The 20,432-nt window shown below is 71.5% G+C and carries 20 protein-coding genes and 1 pseudogene; 2 read left to right on the forward strand and 19 right to left on the reverse strand.

Annotated features, from left to right (window positions below; genetic code table 11):
- Window positions 1-39: 39 nt before the first annotated feature.
- The 11 genes and pseudogenes from E6R60_RS34220 to E6R60_RS34260 form a co-directional block, all read right to left on the reverse strand.
- Window positions 40-1,077, reverse strand: coding sequence for an HAD-IIIC family phosphatase (locus E6R60_RS34220; RefSeq protein ID WP_136330621.1), 1,038 nt, complete (start codon window positions 1,075-1,077; stop codon window positions 40-42).
- Window positions 1,074-2,225 carry an acyl-CoA dehydrogenase family protein gene (locus E6R60_RS34225; RefSeq protein WP_136330622.1) on the reverse strand — a complete coding sequence of 384 codons (1,152 nt, stop codon included), beginning with the start codon at window positions 2,223-2,225 and terminating at the stop codon, window positions 1,074-1,076. The genes E6R60_RS34220 and E6R60_RS34225 overlap by 4 nt, the downstream gene beginning before the upstream one ends.
- A gap of 22 nt (window positions 2,226-2,247) precedes the next feature.
- Window positions 2,248-2,502 (reverse strand): phosphopantetheine-binding protein, encoded by a 255-nt coding sequence (locus tag E6R60_RS34230; RefSeq protein WP_206309591.1) that lies wholly within the window; start codon window positions 2,500-2,502, stop codon window positions 2,248-2,250.
- 55 nt (window positions 2,503-2,557) lie between these two features.
- Window positions 2,558-2,890 (reverse strand): 3-hydroxyacyl-CoA dehydrogenase family protein, encoded by a 333-nt coding sequence (locus E6R60_RS38000; RefSeq protein ID WP_346766103.1) that lies wholly within the window; start codon window positions 2,888-2,890, stop codon window positions 2,558-2,560.
- Window positions 2,870-3,427, reverse strand: a pseudogene (locus E6R60_RS38005) (3-hydroxyacyl-CoA dehydrogenase NAD-binding domain-containing protein); the annotation flags it as partial. The gene E6R60_RS38000 and the pseudogene E6R60_RS38005, both read right to left, overlap by 21 nt.
- On the reverse strand, window positions 3,424-6,042 hold the full coding sequence (locus E6R60_RS34240; protein ID WP_136330625.1) for an FkbM family methyltransferase: 2,619 nt from the start codon (window positions 6,040-6,042) through the stop codon (window positions 3,424-3,426). The gene E6R60_RS34240 and the pseudogene E6R60_RS38005, both read right to left, overlap by 4 nt.
- A 63-nt stretch (window positions 6,043-6,105) precedes the next feature.
- The gene (locus tag E6R60_RS34245) at window positions 6,106-7,062 is read right to left on the reverse strand and encodes an aromatase/cyclase (RefSeq protein WP_136330626.1); all 957 of its coding nucleotides are present in this window, start codon (window positions 7,060-7,062) and stop codon (window positions 6,106-6,108) included.
- A 25-nt stretch (window positions 7,063-7,087) separates the two neighbouring features.
- A complete protein-coding gene (gene fabG, locus E6R60_RS34250; protein ID WP_136330627.1) occupies window positions 7,088-7,870 on the reverse strand; it encodes a 3-oxoacyl-ACP reductase FabG in 783 nt (260 codons plus the stop codon).
- 2 nt (window positions 7,871-7,872) lie between these two features.
- Window positions 7,873-9,582, reverse strand: a complete 1,710-nt coding sequence (locus E6R60_RS34255; RefSeq protein ID WP_136330628.1) for an FAD-dependent oxidoreductase — start codon at window positions 9,580-9,582, stop codon at window positions 7,873-7,875.
- Complete coding sequence (locus tag E6R60_RS36915) at window positions 9,579-9,719, reverse strand: hypothetical protein (protein ID WP_168713728.1); 141 nt, start codon at window positions 9,717-9,719, stop codon at window positions 9,579-9,581. The genes E6R60_RS34255 and E6R60_RS36915 overlap by 4 nt, the downstream gene beginning before the upstream one ends.
- A complete protein-coding gene (locus tag E6R60_RS34260) occupies window positions 9,716-11,335 on the reverse strand; it encodes a class I adenylate-forming enzyme family protein (RefSeq protein WP_136330629.1) in 1,620 nt (539 codons plus the stop codon). The genes E6R60_RS36915 and E6R60_RS34260 overlap by 4 nt, the downstream gene beginning before the upstream one ends.
- A 146-nt stretch (window positions 11,336-11,481) precedes the next feature.
- On the opposite strand from E6R60_RS34260, the gene E6R60_RS34265 reads away from it, so the two are divergent.
- Together E6R60_RS34265 and E6R60_RS34270 are read left to right on the forward strand one after the other, a co-directional pair.
- On the forward strand, window positions 11,482-11,985 hold the full coding sequence (locus E6R60_RS34265) for a nuclear transport factor 2 family protein (RefSeq protein WP_136330630.1): 504 nt from the start codon (window positions 11,482-11,484) through the stop codon (window positions 11,983-11,985).
- Window positions 11,986-12,042: 57 nt separating this feature from the next.
- The gene (locus E6R60_RS34270; RefSeq protein ID WP_136330631.1) at window positions 12,043-12,501 is read left to right on the forward strand and encodes a nuclear transport factor 2 family protein; all 459 of its coding nucleotides are present in this window, start codon (window positions 12,043-12,045) and stop codon (window positions 12,499-12,501) included.
- 7 nt (window positions 12,502-12,508) lie between these two features.
- Here E6R60_RS34270 and E6R60_RS34275 read toward each other — a convergent pair whose 3' ends face one another.
- The 8 genes from E6R60_RS34275 to E6R60_RS34310 all read right to left on the reverse strand — a co-directional run bounded on the left by E6R60_RS34275 (window position 12,509) and on the right by E6R60_RS34310 (window position 20,303).
- Entirely contained in the window at window positions 12,509-13,444 is a 936-nt protein-coding gene (locus E6R60_RS34275; RefSeq protein ID WP_206309592.1) for an MBL fold metallo-hydrolase, read from the reverse strand.
- 69 nt (window positions 13,445-13,513) lie between these two features.
- On the reverse strand, window positions 13,514-13,777 hold the full coding sequence (locus E6R60_RS34280) for an acyl carrier protein (RefSeq protein ID WP_136330632.1): 264 nt from the start codon (window positions 13,775-13,777) through the stop codon (window positions 13,514-13,516).
- A gap of 53 nt (window positions 13,778-13,830) precedes the next feature.
- Window positions 13,831-15,087 carry a ketosynthase chain-length factor gene (locus tag E6R60_RS34285; protein WP_136330633.1) on the reverse strand — a complete coding sequence of 419 codons (1,257 nt, stop codon included), beginning with the start codon at window positions 15,085-15,087 and terminating at the stop codon, window positions 13,831-13,833.
- A complete protein-coding gene (locus E6R60_RS34290) occupies window positions 15,084-16,349 on the reverse strand; it encodes a beta-ketoacyl-[acyl-carrier-protein] synthase family protein (protein WP_136330634.1) in 1,266 nt (421 codons plus the stop codon). The genes E6R60_RS34285 and E6R60_RS34290 overlap by 4 nt, the downstream gene beginning before the upstream one ends.
- A 36-nt stretch (window positions 16,350-16,385) precedes the next feature.
- Window positions 16,386-17,192 (reverse strand): thioesterase domain-containing protein, encoded by an 807-nt coding sequence (locus E6R60_RS34295; protein WP_240802798.1) that lies wholly within the window; start codon window positions 17,190-17,192, stop codon window positions 16,386-16,388.
- A 36-nt stretch (window positions 17,193-17,228) separates the two neighbouring features.
- The gene (locus E6R60_RS34300) at window positions 17,229-18,050 is read right to left on the reverse strand and encodes an AfsR/SARP family transcriptional regulator (protein WP_136330635.1); all 822 of its coding nucleotides are present in this window, start codon (window positions 18,048-18,050) and stop codon (window positions 17,229-17,231) included.
- 475 nt (window positions 18,051-18,525) lie between these two features.
- Entirely contained in the window at window positions 18,526-19,542 is a 1,017-nt protein-coding gene (locus E6R60_RS34305) for a beta-ketoacyl-ACP synthase III (RefSeq protein ID WP_136330636.1), read from the reverse strand.
- Window positions 19,539-20,303, reverse strand: coding sequence for a thioesterase II family protein (locus E6R60_RS34310; RefSeq protein WP_136330637.1), 765 nt, complete (start codon window positions 20,301-20,303; stop codon window positions 19,539-19,541). Before E6R60_RS34310 ends, E6R60_RS34305 begins: the two co-directional genes overlap by 4 nt.
- Between the last annotated feature and the right edge of the window lie 129 nt (window positions 20,304-20,432).

The raw sequence follows: 20,432 nt of genomic DNA on the forward strand, positions 1-20,432 counted from the left end.
GGTGCCGCGCGGGATCCTGACGACGGTCTCCCGGGTGGGTCAGTGCTCGACCGTGACGTCCATGTACGGGGGGAAGCCCTGCAGCCGGGTGCCGTCGTGTTCGAGGACGGACACGTCACCGTTCCTGGCGACCTCGCGGAAGCCGGAGAACTTGTAGGTGACGAACATGGTCCTGTTGCGGCTGGTGGGCACGAATTCGGCGCGCAGCTTGACGCCCGCGTCGTGGGCGCTGCGGATCAGGTGGTTGAGCAGGACGGAGCCGACCCCGCGTGACATGACGCGGCAGGACATCAGCAGCAGTTTCACGGTCCATACGTCGTCGCCGCGTTCGACGAGGGCGAGGCCGATCTTGCCGTAGGTGCCGTAGGCATCGTCCAGTCCGGCCACGAGCAGGTCGTGACCGGGCGAGCGGCGGAAGGCGTCCAGCTCCTCGTAGGAGTAGGTGTAGCCGGTGGCGTTGAGCTGGTTGGTACGCACGGTCAGCTCTTCGGCGCGCTGGAGGTCGCGTTCCTGGGCGGGCGCGATGGTGAAGCGCATGCCGAGCGAGGCGAGGAAGTCCTCGGCGGTGCCCTGGTGGGTGTCCTCGGCCTGCTTGCGCTGGATGTCGGCGTGGTAGAGGTGACGGCGCTCGCGCGAGTCGGCGGTGACGAAGCGGGGCCGCATCTCGGGCAGGTTGGCGATGGCCGGGGCGTCGAGGGCGTCGATGCACAGCACCTGCGCGTGGGCGAAGGCGACCTCGTCGCGCTCGAAGGGCTGGTCGTCGACGAAGGCCAGGGTATCGATGCCGATGTTGAAGGCCTCGGCGACCGCCCTGACGGAGTCCGACTTGTTGCCCCAGTGAATCTGCGGGTGGAGGAAGTACTCGGCGATGCCGAACTCCGCCAGCTTCGCCATGGCCGCCTCGTGGTCGTTCCGGCTGGCGATCGAGTGGAGGATGCCGCGCTCGTCGAGGGTGCGGATCGCCTCCACGACGCCGGGGCGCAGGGTGACGTCGCCGTCCTCCAGGAGCACCCCGTCCCACACCGTGTTGTCGAGGTCCCACACCACGCATTTGACGGTGCTCACAGTCGTCGTCATCGCTCACTCCTCGGTCCGCGTTCCTGGAACGCGTACTCGGCGAGCCCCACCTGGTGGAGCTGTGCGCTGCCCTCGATGATCTCCATGACCCGGGAGTCACCGAGGAGGCGCTGGACGGGATAGTCGGAGCTGCAGCCGTTGGCCCCGTGGATCTGGACGGCGTCCGCGGCGGCGCGGCCGGCAGCGGTGGCAGCGAAGTACTTGGCCGTAGAGGTCGCGGCCAGGGCGCCGGGGTGGCGCTCGTCGCGCAGCCGTCCGGCCTCCAGACACAGCAGCCGGGCGGCGTGCGCGTCCGTGTACATGTTGCTGATCATGCTTCTGACGAGCTGGTGCTCCTTGATGAGGGAGCCGAACTGTTCGCGGGTCGTGGCGTAGTCGACGCTCGCCTCCAGACTGGCGTCGAGGATGCCGACGCAGCCCCACGCGACGGTGTAGCGGCCGAGGTCGAGGGCGGCGCCGACCACATGGGAGACGCCGAGTCCGGGCCGGGCCAGTACGTTGCCGGCTGGTACGCGGCAGTCGTCGAAGTGCACATGGGCCGTCATCGAGGCCCGGATGCCGATCATGTCCTCGATCAGCTCGGTCCGCAGTCCGGGGGTGTCCCTCTCCACGAGCAGGGCCGTGGGGCCTTCCGCCGAGCGGCCGACGACCAGGAACAGGTCGGCGCTCTCCCCGTAGGTGGTCCACTTCTTGTGGCCGTCGACCACCCAGTGGTCGCCGTCGCGGGCGAGGCGGGTGGTGACGGCGGAGGCGTCGCTGCCCACGCCCGGCTCGGAGACCGCGAGCGCGCCGATGCGCTCACCGCGGGCCAGCAGGGGCAGCCAGGTCCCCTTCTGGGAGGGGCTGCCCCAGCGGGCGATCGCGTGTGCCACCATCGTGTGGACGGTGAGCAGGCTGCGGAGCGAGGAGCAGGCCCGGCCGAGTTCACCGGCGAGCAGGCCGAGCGTGACCGCGTCGCAGCCGCCGCCACCGTACTCCTCGGCGACGGACAGCCCGAGCAGTCCTTCGTCCGCGAGGAGCCGGATGATCTGGGGCGGGGTGCGCTGGGCGCGGTGGTAGGTGTCGGCATGGGGGGTGATGTGGCTGTCGGCGAAGGCCCGGAATTCCTTCTGGGCCTGGGCCTGCTGAGCCGTGAGCGCTCCGGTCATCGTCGTCGTGTCCGCTCTCGTCCTACTGCAGGACCGGGACCGGCAGCTTGCGGGCGACGAACGCGTCGAGGGCTCCGATGGAGCGGAAGTACTCCAGTTCGAGGTCCTCGTTCTCGACCGTGATGCCGAACTCGTGCTCCACGAAGGAGACGAGCTGCATCGCGAACATCGAGCTGACGAAGCCGAGTTCGAAGATGTCGTCGTCGTCCTTGAGGTCCTGGACCGGGAAGAAGCGGGAGAGGTATTCCGCGATCCGGGCCTTGTTGTCCGTGCTCATCTCTTTCATCCGTCCTGTTGTCGTGGGTGAGGTGCCGGGTGATCCGGTCGGCGGGTCAGTGGTACTTGTGGAATCCCTCGCCGCTCTTGCGGCCCAGGAGGCCGGCGGCGACCATCTTCTTGAGCAGCGGGGCCGGCCGGTACTTGCTGTCGTTGAAGCTCTCGTAGAGCACCTCGACGGACTTGAGGATGGTGTCGAGACCGATCAGGTCGGCGGTCTCCAGCGGGCCCATCCGGTGGTCGAAGCAGGTCTGGAAGATCCTGTCGACGTCGGCGGCGGGGGCCACGCCGTCCTGGACCAGGAAGGCCGCCTCGTTGATGGTGAGCATGAGGACCCGGTTGGAGACGAAGCCGGGCACGTCCTGGACGACGATGCAGTCCTTGCCCATGCCGGCGAGGAAACGGCGAGCGGTGTCGATGGTCTCGGGCGTGGTGTGGTGGCCGCGGATCACCTCGACCATCGGCTTCATCGGCACCGGGTTCATGAAGTGCATGCCGATGACCTGCTCGGGACGCGTGGTCACCGAGCCGACGCGGGTGATGGAGATCGCCGAGGTGTTGACGGCGAAGACCACGCCGGGGCGGACGATGCGGTCGATCCGCCCGTACACCTGCTGCTTGATGTCCCAGTCCTCGGTGACGTTCTCGACGACGAAGTCGGCCTTGGCCAGCAGTTCGTAGTCGGTGGTGAACTCGATCTTCTCGAAGACTGCCGCCGGGTCCACGCCGGAGTTCCTGTTGAACATGGTGTAGGCGCGCAGGCTGTTGCGCAGCTCACGACGTGCGTTGTCGAGCACCTCGTCGGAGATGTCGACGAGCACCACCTGATGGCCGGTTTGTGCGAGGTTCTGTGCGACACCGACGCCCATGACGCCGGCGCCGACGACTCCTACCGTGGTGAATTCCATGTCGTACGACTCCGTTAGCGTGCGCCGCGTACGGCGTAGATGTTGTGGATGTCCGTGCCGACGTACAACTCGTCCTGTTCGGCCCTGACCGTGAAGCCGCGGTTCTCCAGCAGTTCGACCAGGCGGCCGACCTCGCCGTCCGCGTCGTGAGCCTCCAGCACCATCTGCTGGATCTTCGGCCAGTCCTCGTCGGCGATACCGTCGATGACCTGACGCTCGCTCTTCTGCACGTCGATCTTGATCAGGTCGATGCGCTCGATGCCCTGCTCGCGGATGACGGCACTGAGCGGGCGCAGCGTGGCGGTGAACTCGATCGCCTCGAAGCGGACGTCGATCAGCTCGTCGGAGGAGACCAGCTCGGCGACCTCGGCGTCGGCGTCGGCCTTCTGCTGGTTGGCGATGATCGTGCGCAGGTTGTGCTTCTCCTCCGCCTCGTCCGGGTGGAACGAGGACATGCCGGAGCTGCGCGGGTAGAAGGTGAAGTCCGCCTCGGCCTCGGTGTCGGAGATGCCTATGTTGAAGAGGTGGGCGTTGACGCCGTGCTCGGCCACGTTCTGGCTCAGCAGCTCGAACATCGGGGGCGCGGGTTCGAAGGTGAAGACGCGTACGTCCTTCGCCTCGTAGTGCGCGAAGAGGGTGAACAGGCCGATGTTGCCGCCGACGTCCACCACGGTGGCGCCGTCCGGGAGGGAGATGCCGTTCTTTGCGTACGTACGGTGGTCGAAGATGTCCTCGTAGAAGTGGCGGGTCTCCGCCTCGTTCTGGTGGGAGACCGTGAGACCGTTCGGCAGGGTGAAGCGGGCCAGGGAGTTGCCGGTGTGCGAGGAGCCCCCCTCCGGGTGAGTCAGCTCGCCGCCCGCGCTCAGGGTGTCGATGGCGGTCGCCATCCGGGACAGGGTGGCCCACTCGTAGACCTGCCGCAGCGAGAGCTCCGTGCCGAAGGTCCGCTTGATGCGCAGGGCCAGGCGGGTGGCGAGCAGCGAGTTGCCGCCGACCTCGAAGAAGCTGACGTCGTGCGGGAGCTGGTCGGTCTTCAGCAGCCTGGCCCACAGGCCGTGCAGTTCCTGTTCGGTGGCGGTCGCGGTGGGGGCCCCGGTGTCCCGGGCGGCTGTCGTGGCGCCGTCGGCCACGATGTCCAGTTCGCAGGCGGGGAAGCCTGCCCAGTCGATGTCGGCGCCGGCGAGCCACAGCCTGCCCAGGGCCTTGAGTGCCACGGCCGAGTCGGAGTGGCTCTCCAGCGGGTGGCGCATGGAGGCGACGACGGTGGCCGCCGCGTTGCCGCGGGCGACGGTGGCCAGGCTGCTCAGCGTCTGGCCGGGTCCGGTCTCCAGCAGCAGGTCGGCGGCGCCCAGGGCGTTCAGCCCGTCGGCGAAGCGGACCGTGCTGACCAGGTGGCGGCCCCAGTAGCCGGGGTCCGTGGCCTCCTGGTCGGTGATGAGCCGGCCGCTGACGTTGGAGATGTACGGGATGCGGGGCGCGTTCAGAGTCAGGGTCCGCGCGAGCTCGGTCACCTCATCGGCGATGGGATCCATCATCGAGGAGTGGAAGGCGTGGGTGGACTGCACCCTGCGGTGGAGGACGCCCTGTTCCGTGAGGCCCTGCGCCAATGCCTCGACGGCGGGCACCGGCCCGGCCACCACGCAGAACTCGGGGCCGTTGACGGCGGAGAGTGAGAGATCGGCGCCGAGCAGGGGGCGGACCTGCTCCTCCGGAAGCGTCACGGCGAGCATGGCGCCGTGCGGCAGTGTGTCGATGAGCGCGGCGCGGCGGGCCACCAGGGTCAGCGCGTCGTTCAGGGACAGCACGCCTGCGAGGGTCGCCGCGACGTACTCGCCGAGGCTGTAGCCGATCATGATCGAGGGCCGGGCCCCCCAGGACTCCCAGAGCCTGGCCAGGGCGTATTCGATGACGAAGAGCGCCGGCTGGGCGAAGCGGGTGGCGTTCAGCCTGCGCTCGTTCTCACTCTGCGGGGCCGTGTCGCGGCCGAGCATGCGGCGCAGGTCGACGGCCGGAGCGGTGCGTGTCGCGGGTGTCGGACCGGGGAAGACGACCTCGCGGATGTCCACGCCCAGTTCGGGGACGAGGGCATCGGCGCAGTTGTCGACAGCGGACCGGAACACCGGAAAGTCGCGGTACAGATCGCGGCCCATGTCGAGGTAGTGGTCGCCGAGGCCGGGGAACATGAAGGCGACGGAGGCAGTGGTCCCGGCGGATGCCTTGGCGCCCAGTTCCGTCGCCCCGCCCTCACCGGCGAGCACGGCGCCGCGGTGGCCGCCTCCGCTGCCGAGGGTCCGGATCCGCACGGGTACGTCCTCGTGGGTCGGGGATGCCGTGTACCGGGCCGTGAGCCCGGCGAGTCCTGCGTCCAGGGACGTGCCGCTGGCACCGCTGACCAGGGCGAGATGCCACAGCACCGGCCCGTCGGACGGCGGATTCGTCCGGTTGTAGCTCTCCTCGGCTGTGATGGTCATGGGGCTCATGCCTCTCCTAGAGGTCTCTCGGACGGCCGGAAATAGAGTCGAGCACCCACTGCTGCCGCCCCGTTCCCCTGCGAGAAAGTCCGTCGCTGCAACTCTCACGGCGACGGCTAGAGCGGGGCCGGAGCAGCGGTGGACGCACCATCGGCCGAACATTCGGTGTGGACCGGGGACAGAAGCCCTGGCTGCTGAAGGGTGTTTTCGGTGCGAAGGGCCCGGTCACAGCACGCGGATCGCGGACTCCGCGTGGCGCTTGGCCAGGTTGAGGGTGGCCGTCGAGTTCCGGCCGAGCGCCTCGCGCACGAAGCGGCGGGCTTGAGCCAGGTCGGCGCCCTCACCGAGCACGCTCTCGATGGCCTCCTCGCGCAGCACCACACTGTGCTGGGAGATGACCGTCACGCCGGACTCGTCGGGCAGCACCGACCATTCACCGGTGTGCGCGTCCATCAGCGCGGGGGTGGTGGTCTGCTTGTAGACGATGCGGCCCGCCTGCGGGAAGCAGACTCGTACCGACTCCGTGGTGTGGGTCGAGCCGTCCGCGGTGCGGGTGTCCATCGCCATGACCTGGACGCCTGGGGTGTCCTCCGTCAGCTCCAGGCGTGCCACGTGCGGAACGAGCTCCGGCCAGTCGCTCACCCGGTACAGAAAGTCGTAGACGAGCTCGGCCGGGCCCTTGACCCGTACGGCGTCCTCGAAGGACAGGACGAGTTCGTCGAGCCGGGGCCAGCGCTCGGCCAGGCGCTTGAGATGGTCCAGCTCCGCCACCGAGTTGGTGTCGATCGCCCGCTCCACCCAGGCCACGTCCTCGGGGCGGTCACCGCTCACCGTGAAGTCGTGCAGCAGGGTCAGCACACTGGCGCCGCCCCGCCGCTCCTCGACGGTCCAGGTCCCGTTCATCGTCTCGACCGGGGCCTGCGGGTGCTGCTGGCGGAAGTCGATCCGCCGCGCCTGCGGGTTCTGCACGCGCCGGGAGATCCACGACCGGACCTGCCCGTTGGCCGTGGCCCACATCCGCAGCCGTTCGTTCTGCCCGTCGAAGTCCAGGCGCTCCACATGGACGTTCGGCGGGAGGAACAGCGGCCACTGCACCGGGTTCGAGATCAGCCCGTAGGCGACTCCCGCCGGTGCGGCCACCTCGACCGAATGCGCTGTGCGGTACACACGCTCACTGGACACCACCCATCACCTCTTCCTCACAGATTCAGAAATTGCCAAGTCCGCCACAGACGTTGAGCGCCTGCGCGGTGATCGATGCGGCGGACGCGGAGGCCAGATAGCCGACCAGTCCCGCGACCTCTTCCGGGGTGGAGTAGCGGCCGAGCGGAATCTTCGCCTCGAACTGCTCCTGCACGGCGTCCTCGGTGGTGTCCCAGGCCGCCGCGTACCCCTGGCGCACCCGCTGCGCCATCGGCGTCTCCACGTAGCCGGGGCAGACCGCGTTGACGGTGACGCCCGAGGGGGCCAGCTCCCTGCCCAGTGCCTTGGTGAAGCCGACGACCCCGTGTTTGGAGGCGCTGTACGGGGCGCCGAGCAGCACGCCCTGTTTGCCGGCCGTCGAGGCGATGTTGATGATCCGCCCGTGGCCGGTGCCCGTGAGGCCGCCGTTCTTCAGCACTTCGCGCGTCACCAGGAACACGCTGTTGAGGTTGGTGTCGATGACGTCGTACCAGAGCTCGTCGACGATGTCGGCGGTCACGCCGCCGCCGCTGCGCCCGGCGTTGTTGACCAGCACGTCGACGCGTCCGTACGTCGCGACGGCGGCGCTCACGAGCGTGGCCACGGACTCCCTGGAGCGGACGTCGGCCGCCAGTCCGTCGGCGTCCAGGCCCTCGTCCCGGAGGTCCTCGACGGTCTGTTTGACGTCCGCTTCGGTGCGTGCGCACAGGAAGACGCGGTGCCCGGACCGGCCGAGCTGACGGGCCACCGCCAGTCCGATGCCGCTGGTGGCTCCTGTGATCAGGGCTACGGGGCCGTTGTCGGCCATGGTCAGTGCTCCTTCAGCCGGTGGGTGGGGGCGGGGAGGACGAGTCCCGGTTCGGAGCGGGCCGCTTCGGCGAGCAGCTGGGCCGGCCGCAGCGGGGCGAGCGCCCGGCGCAGGGCGGCCCGGGTCAGGGCGCCGGCCCGCGCGGCGGTGTAGCCGTCGGGGCGCACCAGCAGCCAGTTGCCCGGCGACAGGCCGAGTGCCGCGCGCAGCCGTCCGTCCGGGTCGGCGAGCGGGGCGGGCCCGTCGGGGCCGGTGCCGCCGACGGTGCGCACCGACAGCCACTCGGAGTACTGGGCGGCAGCCGTGACGGCCACGCCGACCGGTACGTCCCCGGGGCCGGTGCCGCCCGCGGCGAGCAGCAGGGACCAGCGGGGGTCGCGGAGTTCGGCGCGCAGTCCTGCGCAGCCGGGGTCGTGCGGATCGTGGACCTGGGCCCGGACGACCCGCTCGCCGGGCCCGGGCCCCGGGGCGGGTCCGGCGCCGGACCTGCGGCGGGGGGCGTCGCCGGTGGTCAGGGGCGAATCGCCGTAGCCGATGCGCAGCCCGGACATGCCGCCGAGCACCTTGCGCTGAACGGCCCGGCGCAACGGGGTCACGTTCCGTACGAAGGTGAAGACGACGGGCAGCGCCACCGAGGCGAGCGCGTTCTTGAGCTGGACGAGGAAGGTCGCGGCCCGGGTGGAGCCGAGCAGCGCCCGGCCGATCGGCATCCGCTCCTGGCTGTAGGTGTCCAGGAGTTCGGGGCCCGCGTGGCCGTGCTCGACCATGGCCACCTTCCAGCCGAGGTTGTATGCCTCCTGGATGCCGGTGTTCATGCCCTGTCCGGAGGCGGGGCTGTGCACATGCGCGGCGTCCCCGGCGACGAGGACGCGGCCCTCGCGCATCCGCTCCACCATCCGCTGCTGGAAGGTGAAGACCGAGGTCCACTCGCTCTTCCCGACCCGGACCCGCTGGCCGAGCCCGGCCGACAGCTTCTCGGTCAGCCGCTCCTCGACGGGGCGCGGGCCGGTGCCCCGCCCGGTGGGTGCGGTGTCCAGCAGCCGCCAGTGGCCCTCCCGGGCGTAGGGCACCATCATCAGCGCCTGTCCGCCGGTGTGGGCCCAGTAGATGGTGTCGGGCGGCAGGTCGGTGGTGACCGGTGCGTCGGCGAGCATCCAGGTCTCACCGGCCCCGCCGAGGAGTTCGAGCCCGAGCAGTTTGCGTACGGTGCTGTGGCCTCCGTCGCACCCCACGAGCCAGGACGTCTCGGCGGTCTCCTCGGTGCCGTCCGGCCCGCTCAGGGTCACCCGCACCGCATCGTCGTCCTGCTCGAAGCCGGTGAGGCGCACCCCCCACTCGACTTCGACGCCCAGGCGGGCCACGGCCTCGCGCAGCACCTGTTCGGTGTCGGTCTGCGCGATGACGAGGGTGTAGGGGTAGGAGGTCGGCATCGTGGCGTAGTCGGCCTCCAGCCGCACCAGCCGGCGCCCTTGGGCGTACATGGTGAACGCGCGGTTGCGGCGGCCCCGTAGGAGCATGTCGTCGACGATGCCCATCTGGTCGTACGTCTCCAGGGTGCGCGGGTGCGTGGCCACGGCCCTGCTGGTGGGGGCGGGGCCGGCGGCGGCGTCGACGAGCCGTACGCGCAGTCCTCTGCGGGCCAGTTCATGAGCGACGGTCAGGCCGACGGGTCCGGCGCCCGCGACGATCGCGTCCGGCCGGGCGGCACTCATGCGCGCTCCTGGGGCATCGCCTGCGGCGCGTGGCCCGTGCCGGTGCGGGAGGCGCCGGGGGCGCCGTGCACGGCCGGCCTGTTGACGAAGGTCACCATGGTCTGCTCCTGGTGGTGGGGGCGGATGCGGGCGTTCATGCGGCGGTGCGGTTCTTCAACCGCTGCCGCAGTGCGCGTCGTTCGGGCTTTCCGGTGGGGGTGCGGGGCACCGCGTCCAGCGCCTCGGTCAGGCGGATCCGTTCGAAGTCCGCGAGCCTTTCGTTGGCGCGTTCGATGACCGATGCCAGGACGTCCGCTCCCGGGGCCCGCCCGGATCCCCCGGGTCCTGGCGCGGCTCCGGCGTACGCGCCCCCGGGGTTCTCACGCAGGACGATTCCGGCCCAGACGAGACCGCCGTGCACCGCGTCGGGCCAGTCCACGACGATGCAGTCGGCGACCCGGGGGTCCTCGCCGATGACCCGTTCGATCCGGCTCGGCGAGACGATCTCGTTGTCGTACTTGAAGATGTCGTCGAGCCGGTCCACCAGGCGCAGCTCTCCGTCGTCGTCGAGGTAGCCGACGTCGCCGGTGGAGAACCAGCCGTCCTCGTCGATCCGGGAGGGCTGTGCGTCCGTGAGGTATCCGGCCATCAGCTGCGGGCCTTTGACCTGTACCTCTCCGGTGGACCAGACCTCGACCGGGGTGCGGGTGTCCACGTCGACAAGTCGGCACTCGGTCCCGGGGACGGTCCCGCCGACCTCACCCGTCCGGTAGCGCCCGGGCCGCTGGCAGTGCGTGAGCGGGGAGGTCTCGGCCATGCCGTAGCCCTGGATGACGGGGACGCCGAGCCGGTCGCGCAGGGCGCGCGCCGCTTCGGGCCGCAGCCCGGAGCCGCCGGAGAGCACGGCCGTCAGCCGGGCGCCGCCGGGCGGGGGGCCCGAGGCGGCGGCCAGCCGCTCGTCGACGGCCAGGCGGTGCAGCCTGGCGGGCAGTCCGTAGTAGTGGGTGGCGCCGGCCGAGGCGGCCGAGGCGAGCGAGGCGAACGGGTCGGGGTCCTGGCACAGCACCTGGCACGCCCCGGCGTACACCGCGGAGTTGAGGTGCATGACGTGGTAGAGCGGCAGATGGTTGAGGGTGACGGAGGCCGGGTCCAGGCGGTGGGCGAGGGCGGTCTGCTTGGCGTTGGCGACCATGTTGCGGTGGGTCAGCAGGACGCCCTTGGGGGGTCCGGTGCTGCCGGTGGTGAACTGGATGCAGGCGATCGAGCCCGGGTCGCAGGGGCTGTGTCCGCGGGTGTGCGGGGCCGACTCCAGTTCCAGGTGGAGGGAGAGGGTGTCGCCCGGTGTCACCCCGTCCGGTGCGTCGGTCACCACGATCGTGCGGAGCCGGGGCAGCACGCCGCGCAGCTTGGTGAGCAGCTCGGCGGTGGCCGCGGGGACGAACGCCACCTCCACCCCGGCGGTGGCGAAGACGTGCCGCAGCCCGTCCTCCCCCATCAGCGGGTTGACCAGCACCGCCGTCGCACCGCTGCGGACGGTGCCGTAGTAGGTGGCGGCGAAGACGGGGTCGAGGACATGGGCGACGCCGGTACGTACACCGCTCCGGCCCCCGTTCTGCCGCCGCAGCCAGGAGGCGAGGCGATCGGTCAGCAGGTCCAGCTCGCCGAATCCGAGGGCTGTGTCCGTGGTCCGCACGGCGATGCCGTCGGGGTCGCGCACGGCCGCCCTGCGCAGCAGGCCGTCCAGCGGAAGATCCGGAAAGACAAAGTTCGGCATGCTCGTTCTCCTCCGGCTGGTCGGGGCGCGGCCGTTTCACAGGCTGCGGTTCACACGTTCGACCAGGGCACTTGAGGAGTCTTCGAAGGGCGCTCGATCTGTGCCACAGAAAGTGTCCGTATCCGATGCAACGGAGGGCCGGTCACATGACCACCGAGACACTCAGCCGCACCCGAACCGCCACACCCGACACCGCAGCCGTCTTCGAGGCACCCGCCGAGGTGCTCGCCGGAGCGGAGTTCGGCGTCCTGTACGCGCAGATCCAGCAGTTCTACGGACGCCAGATGCAGTTGTTCGACCAGCACGACGCCGAGCGCTGGGCGGGAACCTTCACCGAGGACGCCGTCTTCGACGTACCGACCCTGGCCGAGCCGGTGCGCGGCCGCGTCGCGCTGGCGTCGAGCGTGCGGCGCAACCAGGCCCAGCAGGCCCGCAGCGGGGAGCAGTTCAGGCACTGGATCGGCATGATCGATCTGCGTCCGCAGGCCGGCGGGACGCTGCACACCCGCTGCTACGCGCTGGTGTACGTGACACCCGGCCAGGGCGGATCCGCGGTGCACCGGGTCTGTGTCATGGAGGACGTGCTCGTCCGCTCGCGGGGCAAATGGCGCGTCCGTCACCGTGTCGTGACCCGTGACGACCTCGGCTGAGAGGTGTCACATCCCACCGGCAGCCGGCCACGACGGCCTTGAGACCAGGAGACGCACATGACGACGTACACGACCGAGCCGCGGCTCGGCACCGACCCGGCCTCGCTCTACGTGGAGGTCCAGCAGTTCTACGCCCGGCAGGTCCGGCTGCTCGACGATCTGCGGGCGGAGGAGTTCGCCGCCACGTTCACCGAGGACGGGGTGTTCGCACCGTCGCCCGGTATCCCGCCGGCGCACGGCCGCGAGGCCATCGCGGCAGCGCTGCGCGCCGGGCACGCCCGGCGTTTCGGCACCGAGCCGGTGCGGTGCCGGCACTGGCACAACATGCTGCGCGTGGACCCGGGACCGGACGGCACCCTGCTCACGCACTACTACACGCTGGTGATGGTCAGCCGCCCCTGGGACCCGGCGCCGCTCATCGCGCCGAGCAGCGTGGTGGAGGACGTGCTGGTGTACGAGGACGGGGAGCTGGTCACCCGTGAGCGGCGCGTCATCCCTGACCACCAGTCGTTCTGACGCCGCTTCAGGCGTGGCAGGCCGGCCGCCCGCCGTGGTGCTCGGACATCTCGCGGAACAGGGCGGGAATGTCCAGCGGATCGCCGGGCGCCGCGCCGAGCTCCTCCGCGTAGGCGCGGTGCAGGTTGGGCACCAGCCGCTCGGCGTCCAGCAGACCGGCGTACGCGCCGGGGCCCGCCGCGCGCGCGACCTGGAGCGGGGTGAGCCGGGCGGCCACTCCTTCCCGGGCGAGCTCCTGGAGCCGCAGCAGGTATCCTTCGTTGTCGTCCAGCAGCCCGGGCCCGCCCACCGGTCCGTGGCCCGGCACGACCGTGTGGGCGCCGAGTGCGCGCAGGGTCCGCAGCGCGGCCAGGGAGCCGGAGACCGAACCCATCGGGCAGAACGGCGTGACGCCCGACATGACCAGGTCGCCGGTGAAAACCACCCGCTGCTCGGGCAGCCACACGATGGTGTCGCCGGTGGTGTGCGCGGTCCCCGGATGGATCAGTTCGGCCCGCAGGGAACCCGCGTACAGCGTCATGCGGTCGTTGTAGGTGATGCTCGGGGGCACCACCTCCAGGTCGCCCCAGCACACGTCGGGCCAGAGCCCGGCCATGTGCAGCCCGGCCACCGCGATATCAGCGCGGGCCCGTTCGTGGCCGATGACGACGGCCTCGCAGAAGACGAAGTTGCCGAAGGTGTGGTCGCCGTGGAAGTGGGTGTTGACCAGCAGACGCGGTGGGCCGCCCGCCACCCGCAGCGTCTCGGCGCGCAGCCGCCGGGCCCGTGCCTCGGTGGCGACGGTGTCGACGAGGAGTGCGGTGCCGCCGTCGACGATCAATCCGGCGTTGTTGAGGCACCAGCCGCCGTCGGGCTGGACATAGGCGAAGACGCCGTCGGCGAGCTCCGTCAGCCGGGGCTCCCCCGCCGCCGGGGCGGGGCGTCCGGGTCGGGTGTGTGACACGTCAGCTCCTCGGCGGGGCCGCGACGAGGCCCGCGCCCGTGCTCGGCTCCTGCGGTCCGTCGCCGCTCATCAGGCGGCGATCCGGGCAGCCAGGGCGCGGTTGACGAGGTCGAGGTACTGGCGCGGAGTCTCGGCGTCGTCCAGTGCCTCCTCGTCCAGCAGCACGTCGTAGTCGCGCTCGATCACGCCGGTGGTCTGCAGGAGGGCGAGCGAGTCGTAGCCCAGGTCGAGGAAGAGGGTGTCCAGGACGTCGCCGTCCAGATCGACGCCCTCCCCCTCGCCCGCGCAGGCGCGCAGCAGGGTGGTCAGTTCGGTGAGCTCCAGCCGGTCCACAGATGTGCCTTTCTCCTCGGTGTCGGTTCGAAACGTCCGGCAGCGGGACGTGGTCAGTGCGCGGCGCGCACTACGGTGGCCGCGTTGAAGCCGCCCCGGCCCCGGGCCAGTACCAGTGCGGTCCGCAGCACGGCCGGGCGCGGGCCGCCGGTCACCAGGTCGACGGGGCAGTCGTCGTCGACCCGTGCGGTGCCGGTCGTCGGGGGGATCACCTGGTCGCGCAGGGCGAGCAGGGCGGCCGCCAGGTCGAGGGCGGAGCCGCCCGCCGAGAGCCGGCCGGTCATCGACTTGGGTGCGGTGACCGGCACCCCGTACGGGCCGAACAGCGCGGCCAGCGCCTGCGCCTCGGCCCGGTCGGCGTTGCGTTGGCCCGCCCCGTCGGCGAAGACGACGTCGATGCCGCCCGGGGTGAGCCCGGCATCCGCCAGGGCCAGTTCGGCGGCGGCCCGGAGCCGGGGCTCCCCGGTGCCGGGCGCCGGGTCGAAGGTGGCGGCGCAGCCCGCGATCGTGCCGTGGACGGTGGCGCCGCGACCACGCGCGGCGTCCCCGTCCTCCAGGACGAACAGGGCGCCGCCCTCCCCGATGACATGGCCCGACGCCTCGGCGTCGAAGGGCAGATAGGCGTGGTCGGGATCGTCGGCCGTGCTCAGCCCGCCGTCGGCCAGATGGGCTGTCCAGCCCCAGGGGCAGAGCGCCGAGTCGACTCCGCCGGTGACCACGGCCCGTATCCCCTTGCGCAGCTGGCGGCGGGCCTGGGCGACGGCGTCGAGGCCGCCCGCCTGTTCGGAGACGATGACTCCGCTGGGACCGCGCAGTTTGTGCCGGATGGAGATCTGGCCGGAGTTGGCGGCGTAGAACCAGGCGAAGGACTGGTAGGCGCCGACGTGCCGGCTGCCCTTGCTCCACAGTGCCTGGAGTTCGTGCTGCCCGAACTCGAAACCGCCGGTGCCGTTGGCGGTGACCACGCCCACCGCGTAGTCGGGCAGCCGGGCCGGGTCGAGGCCGGCGTCGTTCAGGGCCTCGGCCGCCGCGGCGAGCGAGAACCGGGTCACCCGGTCGGTCTGGGGCAGCAGCCGGCTCGCGACGTGGTCCGCGTCGACGAAGCCGGTCACCTCCCCGGCCAGGCGCGCGGGATAGCCGGAGGCGTCGAAGCGGGTGACGGGCCCGATCGCGTTCTCTCCCCGCAGCACGGCCGCCCACCACTGTTCGGCGCCGACGCCGCCGGGCGCGACGACACCGATGCCGGTGATGGCCGCTTCCACGCTTCGGGGGCCGGTCAGTCCGGCCTCCTCGGGGGCCACCGCGGTCATGCGGCCACCCCCAGCCGGCGGGTGGTCAGCACCATCGCGCTCTGGAAGCCGCCGAATCCGCTGCCGACGCTGAGCACCGTGTCGGTGCGCTGCTCCCGTGCGACCAGCGGGGTGTAGTCGAGGTCGCACGCGGGGTCCGGATCGTGCAGGTTGGCCGTCGGCGGCACGATTCCGTGCTCGATGGCCAGGGCGCTGGCGGCGATCTCCAGGGAGCCGATCGCGCCGAGCGAGTGACCGATCATCGACTTGACCGAGCTGACCGGCACCCGGTGGGCGTGCTCGCCCAGGCTGCGCTTGAACGCCGCCGTCTCGTGCTTGTCGTTCTGCTTGGTGCCCGATCCGTGGGCGTTGATGTAGTCGACGCACGTGCCGTCGAGCCGTGCCTCGTCGAGGGCGATCCTGATGGCCTCGGCCATCTCGCTGCCGTCCAGGCGCAGTCCCGTCATGTGGTACGCGTTGGACCGGCTCGCGAAGCCCGCGATCTCCGCGTACACATGGGCGCCGCGCCGCAGCGCGTGCCCGTACTCCTCCAGGATCAGCACCGCGCTGCCCTCGCCGAGGACGAAGCCGTTGCGGCTGCGGTCGAAGGGGCGGGAGGCGGTCTCCGGCTCGTCGTTGCGCGGGGAGGTGGCGCGGATCGCGTCGAAGGACGCCAGGGTGATCGGGGTGACCGGTGCCTCCGCGGCGCCCGCGACCATCACGTCGGCGCTGCCCTCGCGGATGAGTTCGGCGGCGTGGCCGAGCGAGTCCAGTCCGGAGGTGCAGCCCGTGGAGACGACCGCGACGGGCCCCTGCGCGCCGACGTCGCGCGCCACCTCGGCGGCGATGGAACTGGGCACGAGGTAGTCGGTGAGTCTCGGCTCGGCCCGGGTGTGATCCAGCAGCCAGTGGCTGCCGTGCTCGCTGACGTGCGCGTAGCTCTCGTCGAGTCCGGTGCTGCAGCCGACGGCGCTGCCCAGGGTGACCCCGGTGCGCTCCGCCCGTTCGCCCGTCGTCAGTCCGCTGTCGGCGACCGCCTCGCGGGCGGCGACAAGGGCGAACTGGGCCGCCCGGTCCAGGCGTCGTGCCTCCTGCGGGCCGAAGCCGTGGCCGGCCGGGTCGAAGTCGGCCTCGGCCGCGATCTGCGAGCGGAACGAGGAGGCGTCGAAGAGGGTGATGCGGCGGGTCGCGGTGCGGCCCTCGGTCAGCAGTGACCAGAACGCCTTGGTGCCGATCCCGCCGGGGGCGACCACTCCTATCCCGGTGATGACGACGCGTCTCATCGGCTGTCCCTCATCTCTTCCTCCTGTGCTGGGCGGTCAGCTGCCGGCCGCGGCCATGGCGCGGGCGGGCCTGGTGCGCCGCAGGACCCGGCAGGCGCGCCCGAGCAGCCGCGGCAGCTCGTGGCCGCGTACGAAGAAGTGGTCCCCGGGCACGGTCCGGGTCACGGCCGGCCCCGTGCTCCAGGCCTGCCAGCCGGCCATCACGTCCGGCGGCGCCAGCGGGTCCTGCGCACCGGACAGGATCAGCACCGGCACGGACAGCGGGGGGCCCACCACCGGCTCGTGGGCGTTGATCCGCAGTTCGTGGGCGAGGGACAGGTCGTCACGCAGCACCGGCAGCACCGCCCGGTACCAGAGTCCGCCGGGCCGTGCCCCCTGCGGGAGGGTGCCGGTCTCACGGAGCAGCTCCAGCAGCTCGTCCTCGGGCCCCCAGGCGGCGTCCGACAGCAAGGAGGGGGCGTCCGGGGGCGGGCAGGCGCCGAGGGCGAGGAGCGCCGGACCGGGCAGCCCGGCCTCGTGCAGGGCGCGGGTGACGGTGTAGGCGACCATCGCGCCGAGGCTGTGCCCGTACAGCACGTAGGGGGCGTCCGGTGCCCGGGCGAAGCTTTCCATCAGATCGGCCAGCAGCGCTTCGCGTCCGGTGGCACGGGGCTCGCGGCGCCTGGCGTCGCGGCCCGGCAGCAGTCTGGGCAGCGCCTCGACCTCGGGCCCCAGATCCGCGGGCCAGTTGTAGAAGGCCGAGACGCCGGCTCCGGCGTGCGCGAAGCAGTGGAGCCGGACCGGTGGTTCCTCGCACATATGCCGTACCTCCTGGGTCAGTTCGCCGGTCGGTCTCACGTTCACCGAACCTCCTTGACAGTGCCTGGGACGTGCTCGGGCTCAGGCCGCGTAGAGATCGAAGGTGGAGCCGCGGCGCGGTCCGCTGAGGGTGTCCAGCGCCGGGTCGACGGTCAGCATCGCCTGGTGCAGCCGCTGGAGCTGCGGCGAGGGCTCCACACCCAGGTCCTCGATGAGGCGGGCGCGCAGCCTGCGGTAGACGTCCAGCGCGGTGGCCTGGCGGCCGGAGCGGTACAGCGCCACCATCGCCTGCGAGTGCAGGCCCTCGTGCTGGGGGTGGCGTGCCATCAGATCGGTGAGTTCGGCGAGGAGTTCGGTGTGTCTGCCGGTTCGCAGATCGGCGTCGATGCGCCGTTCCACGGTCACCAGGCGGCTCTCCTCCAGCCGCAGGACCTCGATCTCGAGGATCGGTCCGACCCGTACGTCCACGAGGGCCGGCCCGTGCCACATTCCCAGCGCCTCGCGGTACAGGCGCGCGGCCCGCCCGTCCTCGCCCTCGTCGAAGGCGCTCTGCCCCGCCGACACCAGCTGCTCGTAGCGGTGCACGTCGACGGACTCCTGCGGGATCTGCAGCAGGTAGCCGCCGTGCCGGGTGGCGAGCACCTCCTTGGCGGTGCCGGGCGCGTCGGGTCCCATCGCGGTGCCCAGCCTGCGGCGCAGCTGGAGGATGTACGTCTGCAGGGTGGTCATCGCGCTCTGGGGCAGGTTGGTGCCCCAGAGCTCCTCCATGAGCGTGGGCACGGGCATGACCCGGCCCGGGTAGAAGGCGAGCAGCGACAGAATCTGCCGCGGCTTTCCCGCAGTCGGAACGATCGACACTCCGTTGACGTCGGCACTCAGCGGGCCCAGAACCTGAATCTCCACGTTTTCCTCCCCGTTGCCCGGTCGATTCCCCAGACCTGTCCGGCGGATGGAAAGCGGACGGGGCCTGGCCAGAAGCTGGTGGCGTTTGCACGCTAGCCCCGTTCACCCCATCGGCCCACAGACCTCGACCTGCGCTCTAGCGACCCTCCAACGAACGGCCGGCGCGGGTACCCGACCGGGCCCGGGGCGGGGTGCGTACCGTGAGTGTGTGACCCGTATGTGGGGCGAGGCACTCCTGCTCCCCCGCCTGGCAGGGCCTGCGGCGGAGCGCCGTTGACGGGCCGTTGAGGATCGAGCAGCGGTAACGTCCGCTCCGCTCCTCACGTCGGAGCAGCCACGAGATCGCACTCCCACCCGGCCTTGAGGCCGGGGTGCGAAACCACTCCTCTTCCTTGTCTCCGCGATCGAAACCGGGCCTATCCGCTGAATGCGCGACACCTCGGCATGGGGGTGCGGGCCACCGGTGCCGAGGCCGTCAGCGGCCCCAGCGCAGCACAGCGGTGCCCAGTGTCATCCCGCCGCCGAACCCCGCCAGCAGCACCAGGTCGCCGTCGCACGGCTCACCCGCGCGCCGGGCCTGGTCCAGCGCCAGCGGGATCGAGGCGGCTCCGGTGTTGCCGTGCCGCTCGACCGGGAGATGGACACGCGCCGAGGTCAGCCCGAGCCCGGCGGCCACGCTCCGCAGCATTTCGCCGTTGGCCTGGTGGGGTATGAAGTGGGCGACCGCGTCGGCCGCCACGCCGAAGGCATCGAGGGTGCCCGCGACGGCGTCCGGGAGTTCCCGCTCCACGAAGGCCCGTACGTCCCGTCCCCGCATCCGGAAGAAGTGGTCCCCGCGGGCCACGGTCTTCTCCGACGCGGGCTCCCTGCTGCCGCCCGCGGTGACACCGATCAGTCCGTGCAGGTGGCCGTCGGTGCGCATCCCCGTGCCCAGGAGCCCCCGTTCCCCGGTCACCGGCCCGAGCACCACGGCGCCCGCCCCGTCCCCGAACAGCGGTGCGGTCCTGCGGTCCTGGGGGTCGATGATGCGTGAGTAGACCTCGCTGCCGATGACGAGCGCCAGGCGCCGCCCACCGGTCGGGGGCCCGGCCAGCAGCCGGGAGCCGGTGTGCAGCGCGGCGACGAAACCCGCACACACCGCGTTCAGGTCGAAGGCCGCCGCCCCGGGTGCGCCGAGGCGGTGCTGCACGAGCGCGGCCGTGGCCGGCTGCGGGTGGTCGGGGGTCGAGGTCGCGACGATGATCCAGGCGAGGTCCTCGGGCCGCGCCCCGGCGTCGGTCAGGGCCCGTACCGCAGCCTCGGTCGCGAGATCGGAGGCGGCCTCGTGATCCGCGGCGTAGCGCCGCTCCCGGATGCCGGTCTTGCGCTCGACCCATTCGGCGGTGACCCCGGCGCGGGCGGCGACGCTCTCGTTGGTGACGATCCGTTCGGGCAGGTACGAGCCGGTTCCGATGATCCCGATCCCCCTCGGGGCGGGCGAGTACACGGTCATGCCGGCGCCGCCACCGGCGTACCGGCCAGCTGCTCCCGGATCGTGCGCAGGACCTCGTCCTGTTGCTCGACGAGGAAGAAGTGCCCACCGGGCAGGACCCTCAGGCCGAACCCGGACCGGGTGTGGTTCCTCCATGCCTGTACGTCCTCGACGCGCGCCTTGGGGTCCTGGTCGCCGGTGAACGCGGTGACGGGACAGTCCAGGGCCAGGCCCGGGCGGTAGCGGTAGCCGCGCAGCGCCCCGTAGTCGGCGCGCAGCGCGGGCAGGATCATGCGCAGGGTCTCCTCGTCGTCGAGCAGGGCGTCTCCGGTCCCGTTCAGCTTCCGGATCTCCGCGACGACCTCCTCGTCGGTGGCGGGATGCCACGCGTCACCGCGGTCCAGCGAGGGAGCGCGGCGGCCGGAGACGAACAGATCGGTGGGGCCGTGGCCCGCCGCTTCCATCCGGCGGGCCACCTCGAAGCCGACGGCGGCGCCCATGCTGTGCCCGAACAGCGCGTAGGGCCGGTCCGCCCACGGCTCCAGCGCCTCGGCGATCAGGTCGGCCATCGTGTCCAGGCCGGTGACGGGCGGCTCGGTGCGCCGGTCCTGCCGGCCGGGGTACTGGACGGCCAGGACCTCCACCTGCGGTGCGAGTTGGCGCGCGACCGGGAAGTAGAAGCTGGCCGAACCACCGGCGTGCGGCAGGCAGACCAGACGTACGGGTGCGTCCGGAGAGGGACGGTAGTTCCTGAACCAGGGGCTGTCGGGGCTTGCCGTCATGAGTTCTCCTAAGCCGGTCCGAAAAAAGCCGCGATACAGGCTCAGGATCGCTGTGCGCACTACCCCGGGGCCTCCCCTAACAGGCCCCTAAGGGCGGGGGGTGCGCGTTGAGGGGGTGGACAGGGGATG

The organism is Streptomyces sp. A0642 (genome assembly GCF_004795105.1).
Classification (GTDB): Bacteria; Actinomycetota; Actinomycetes; order Streptomycetales; family Streptomycetaceae; genus Streptomyces.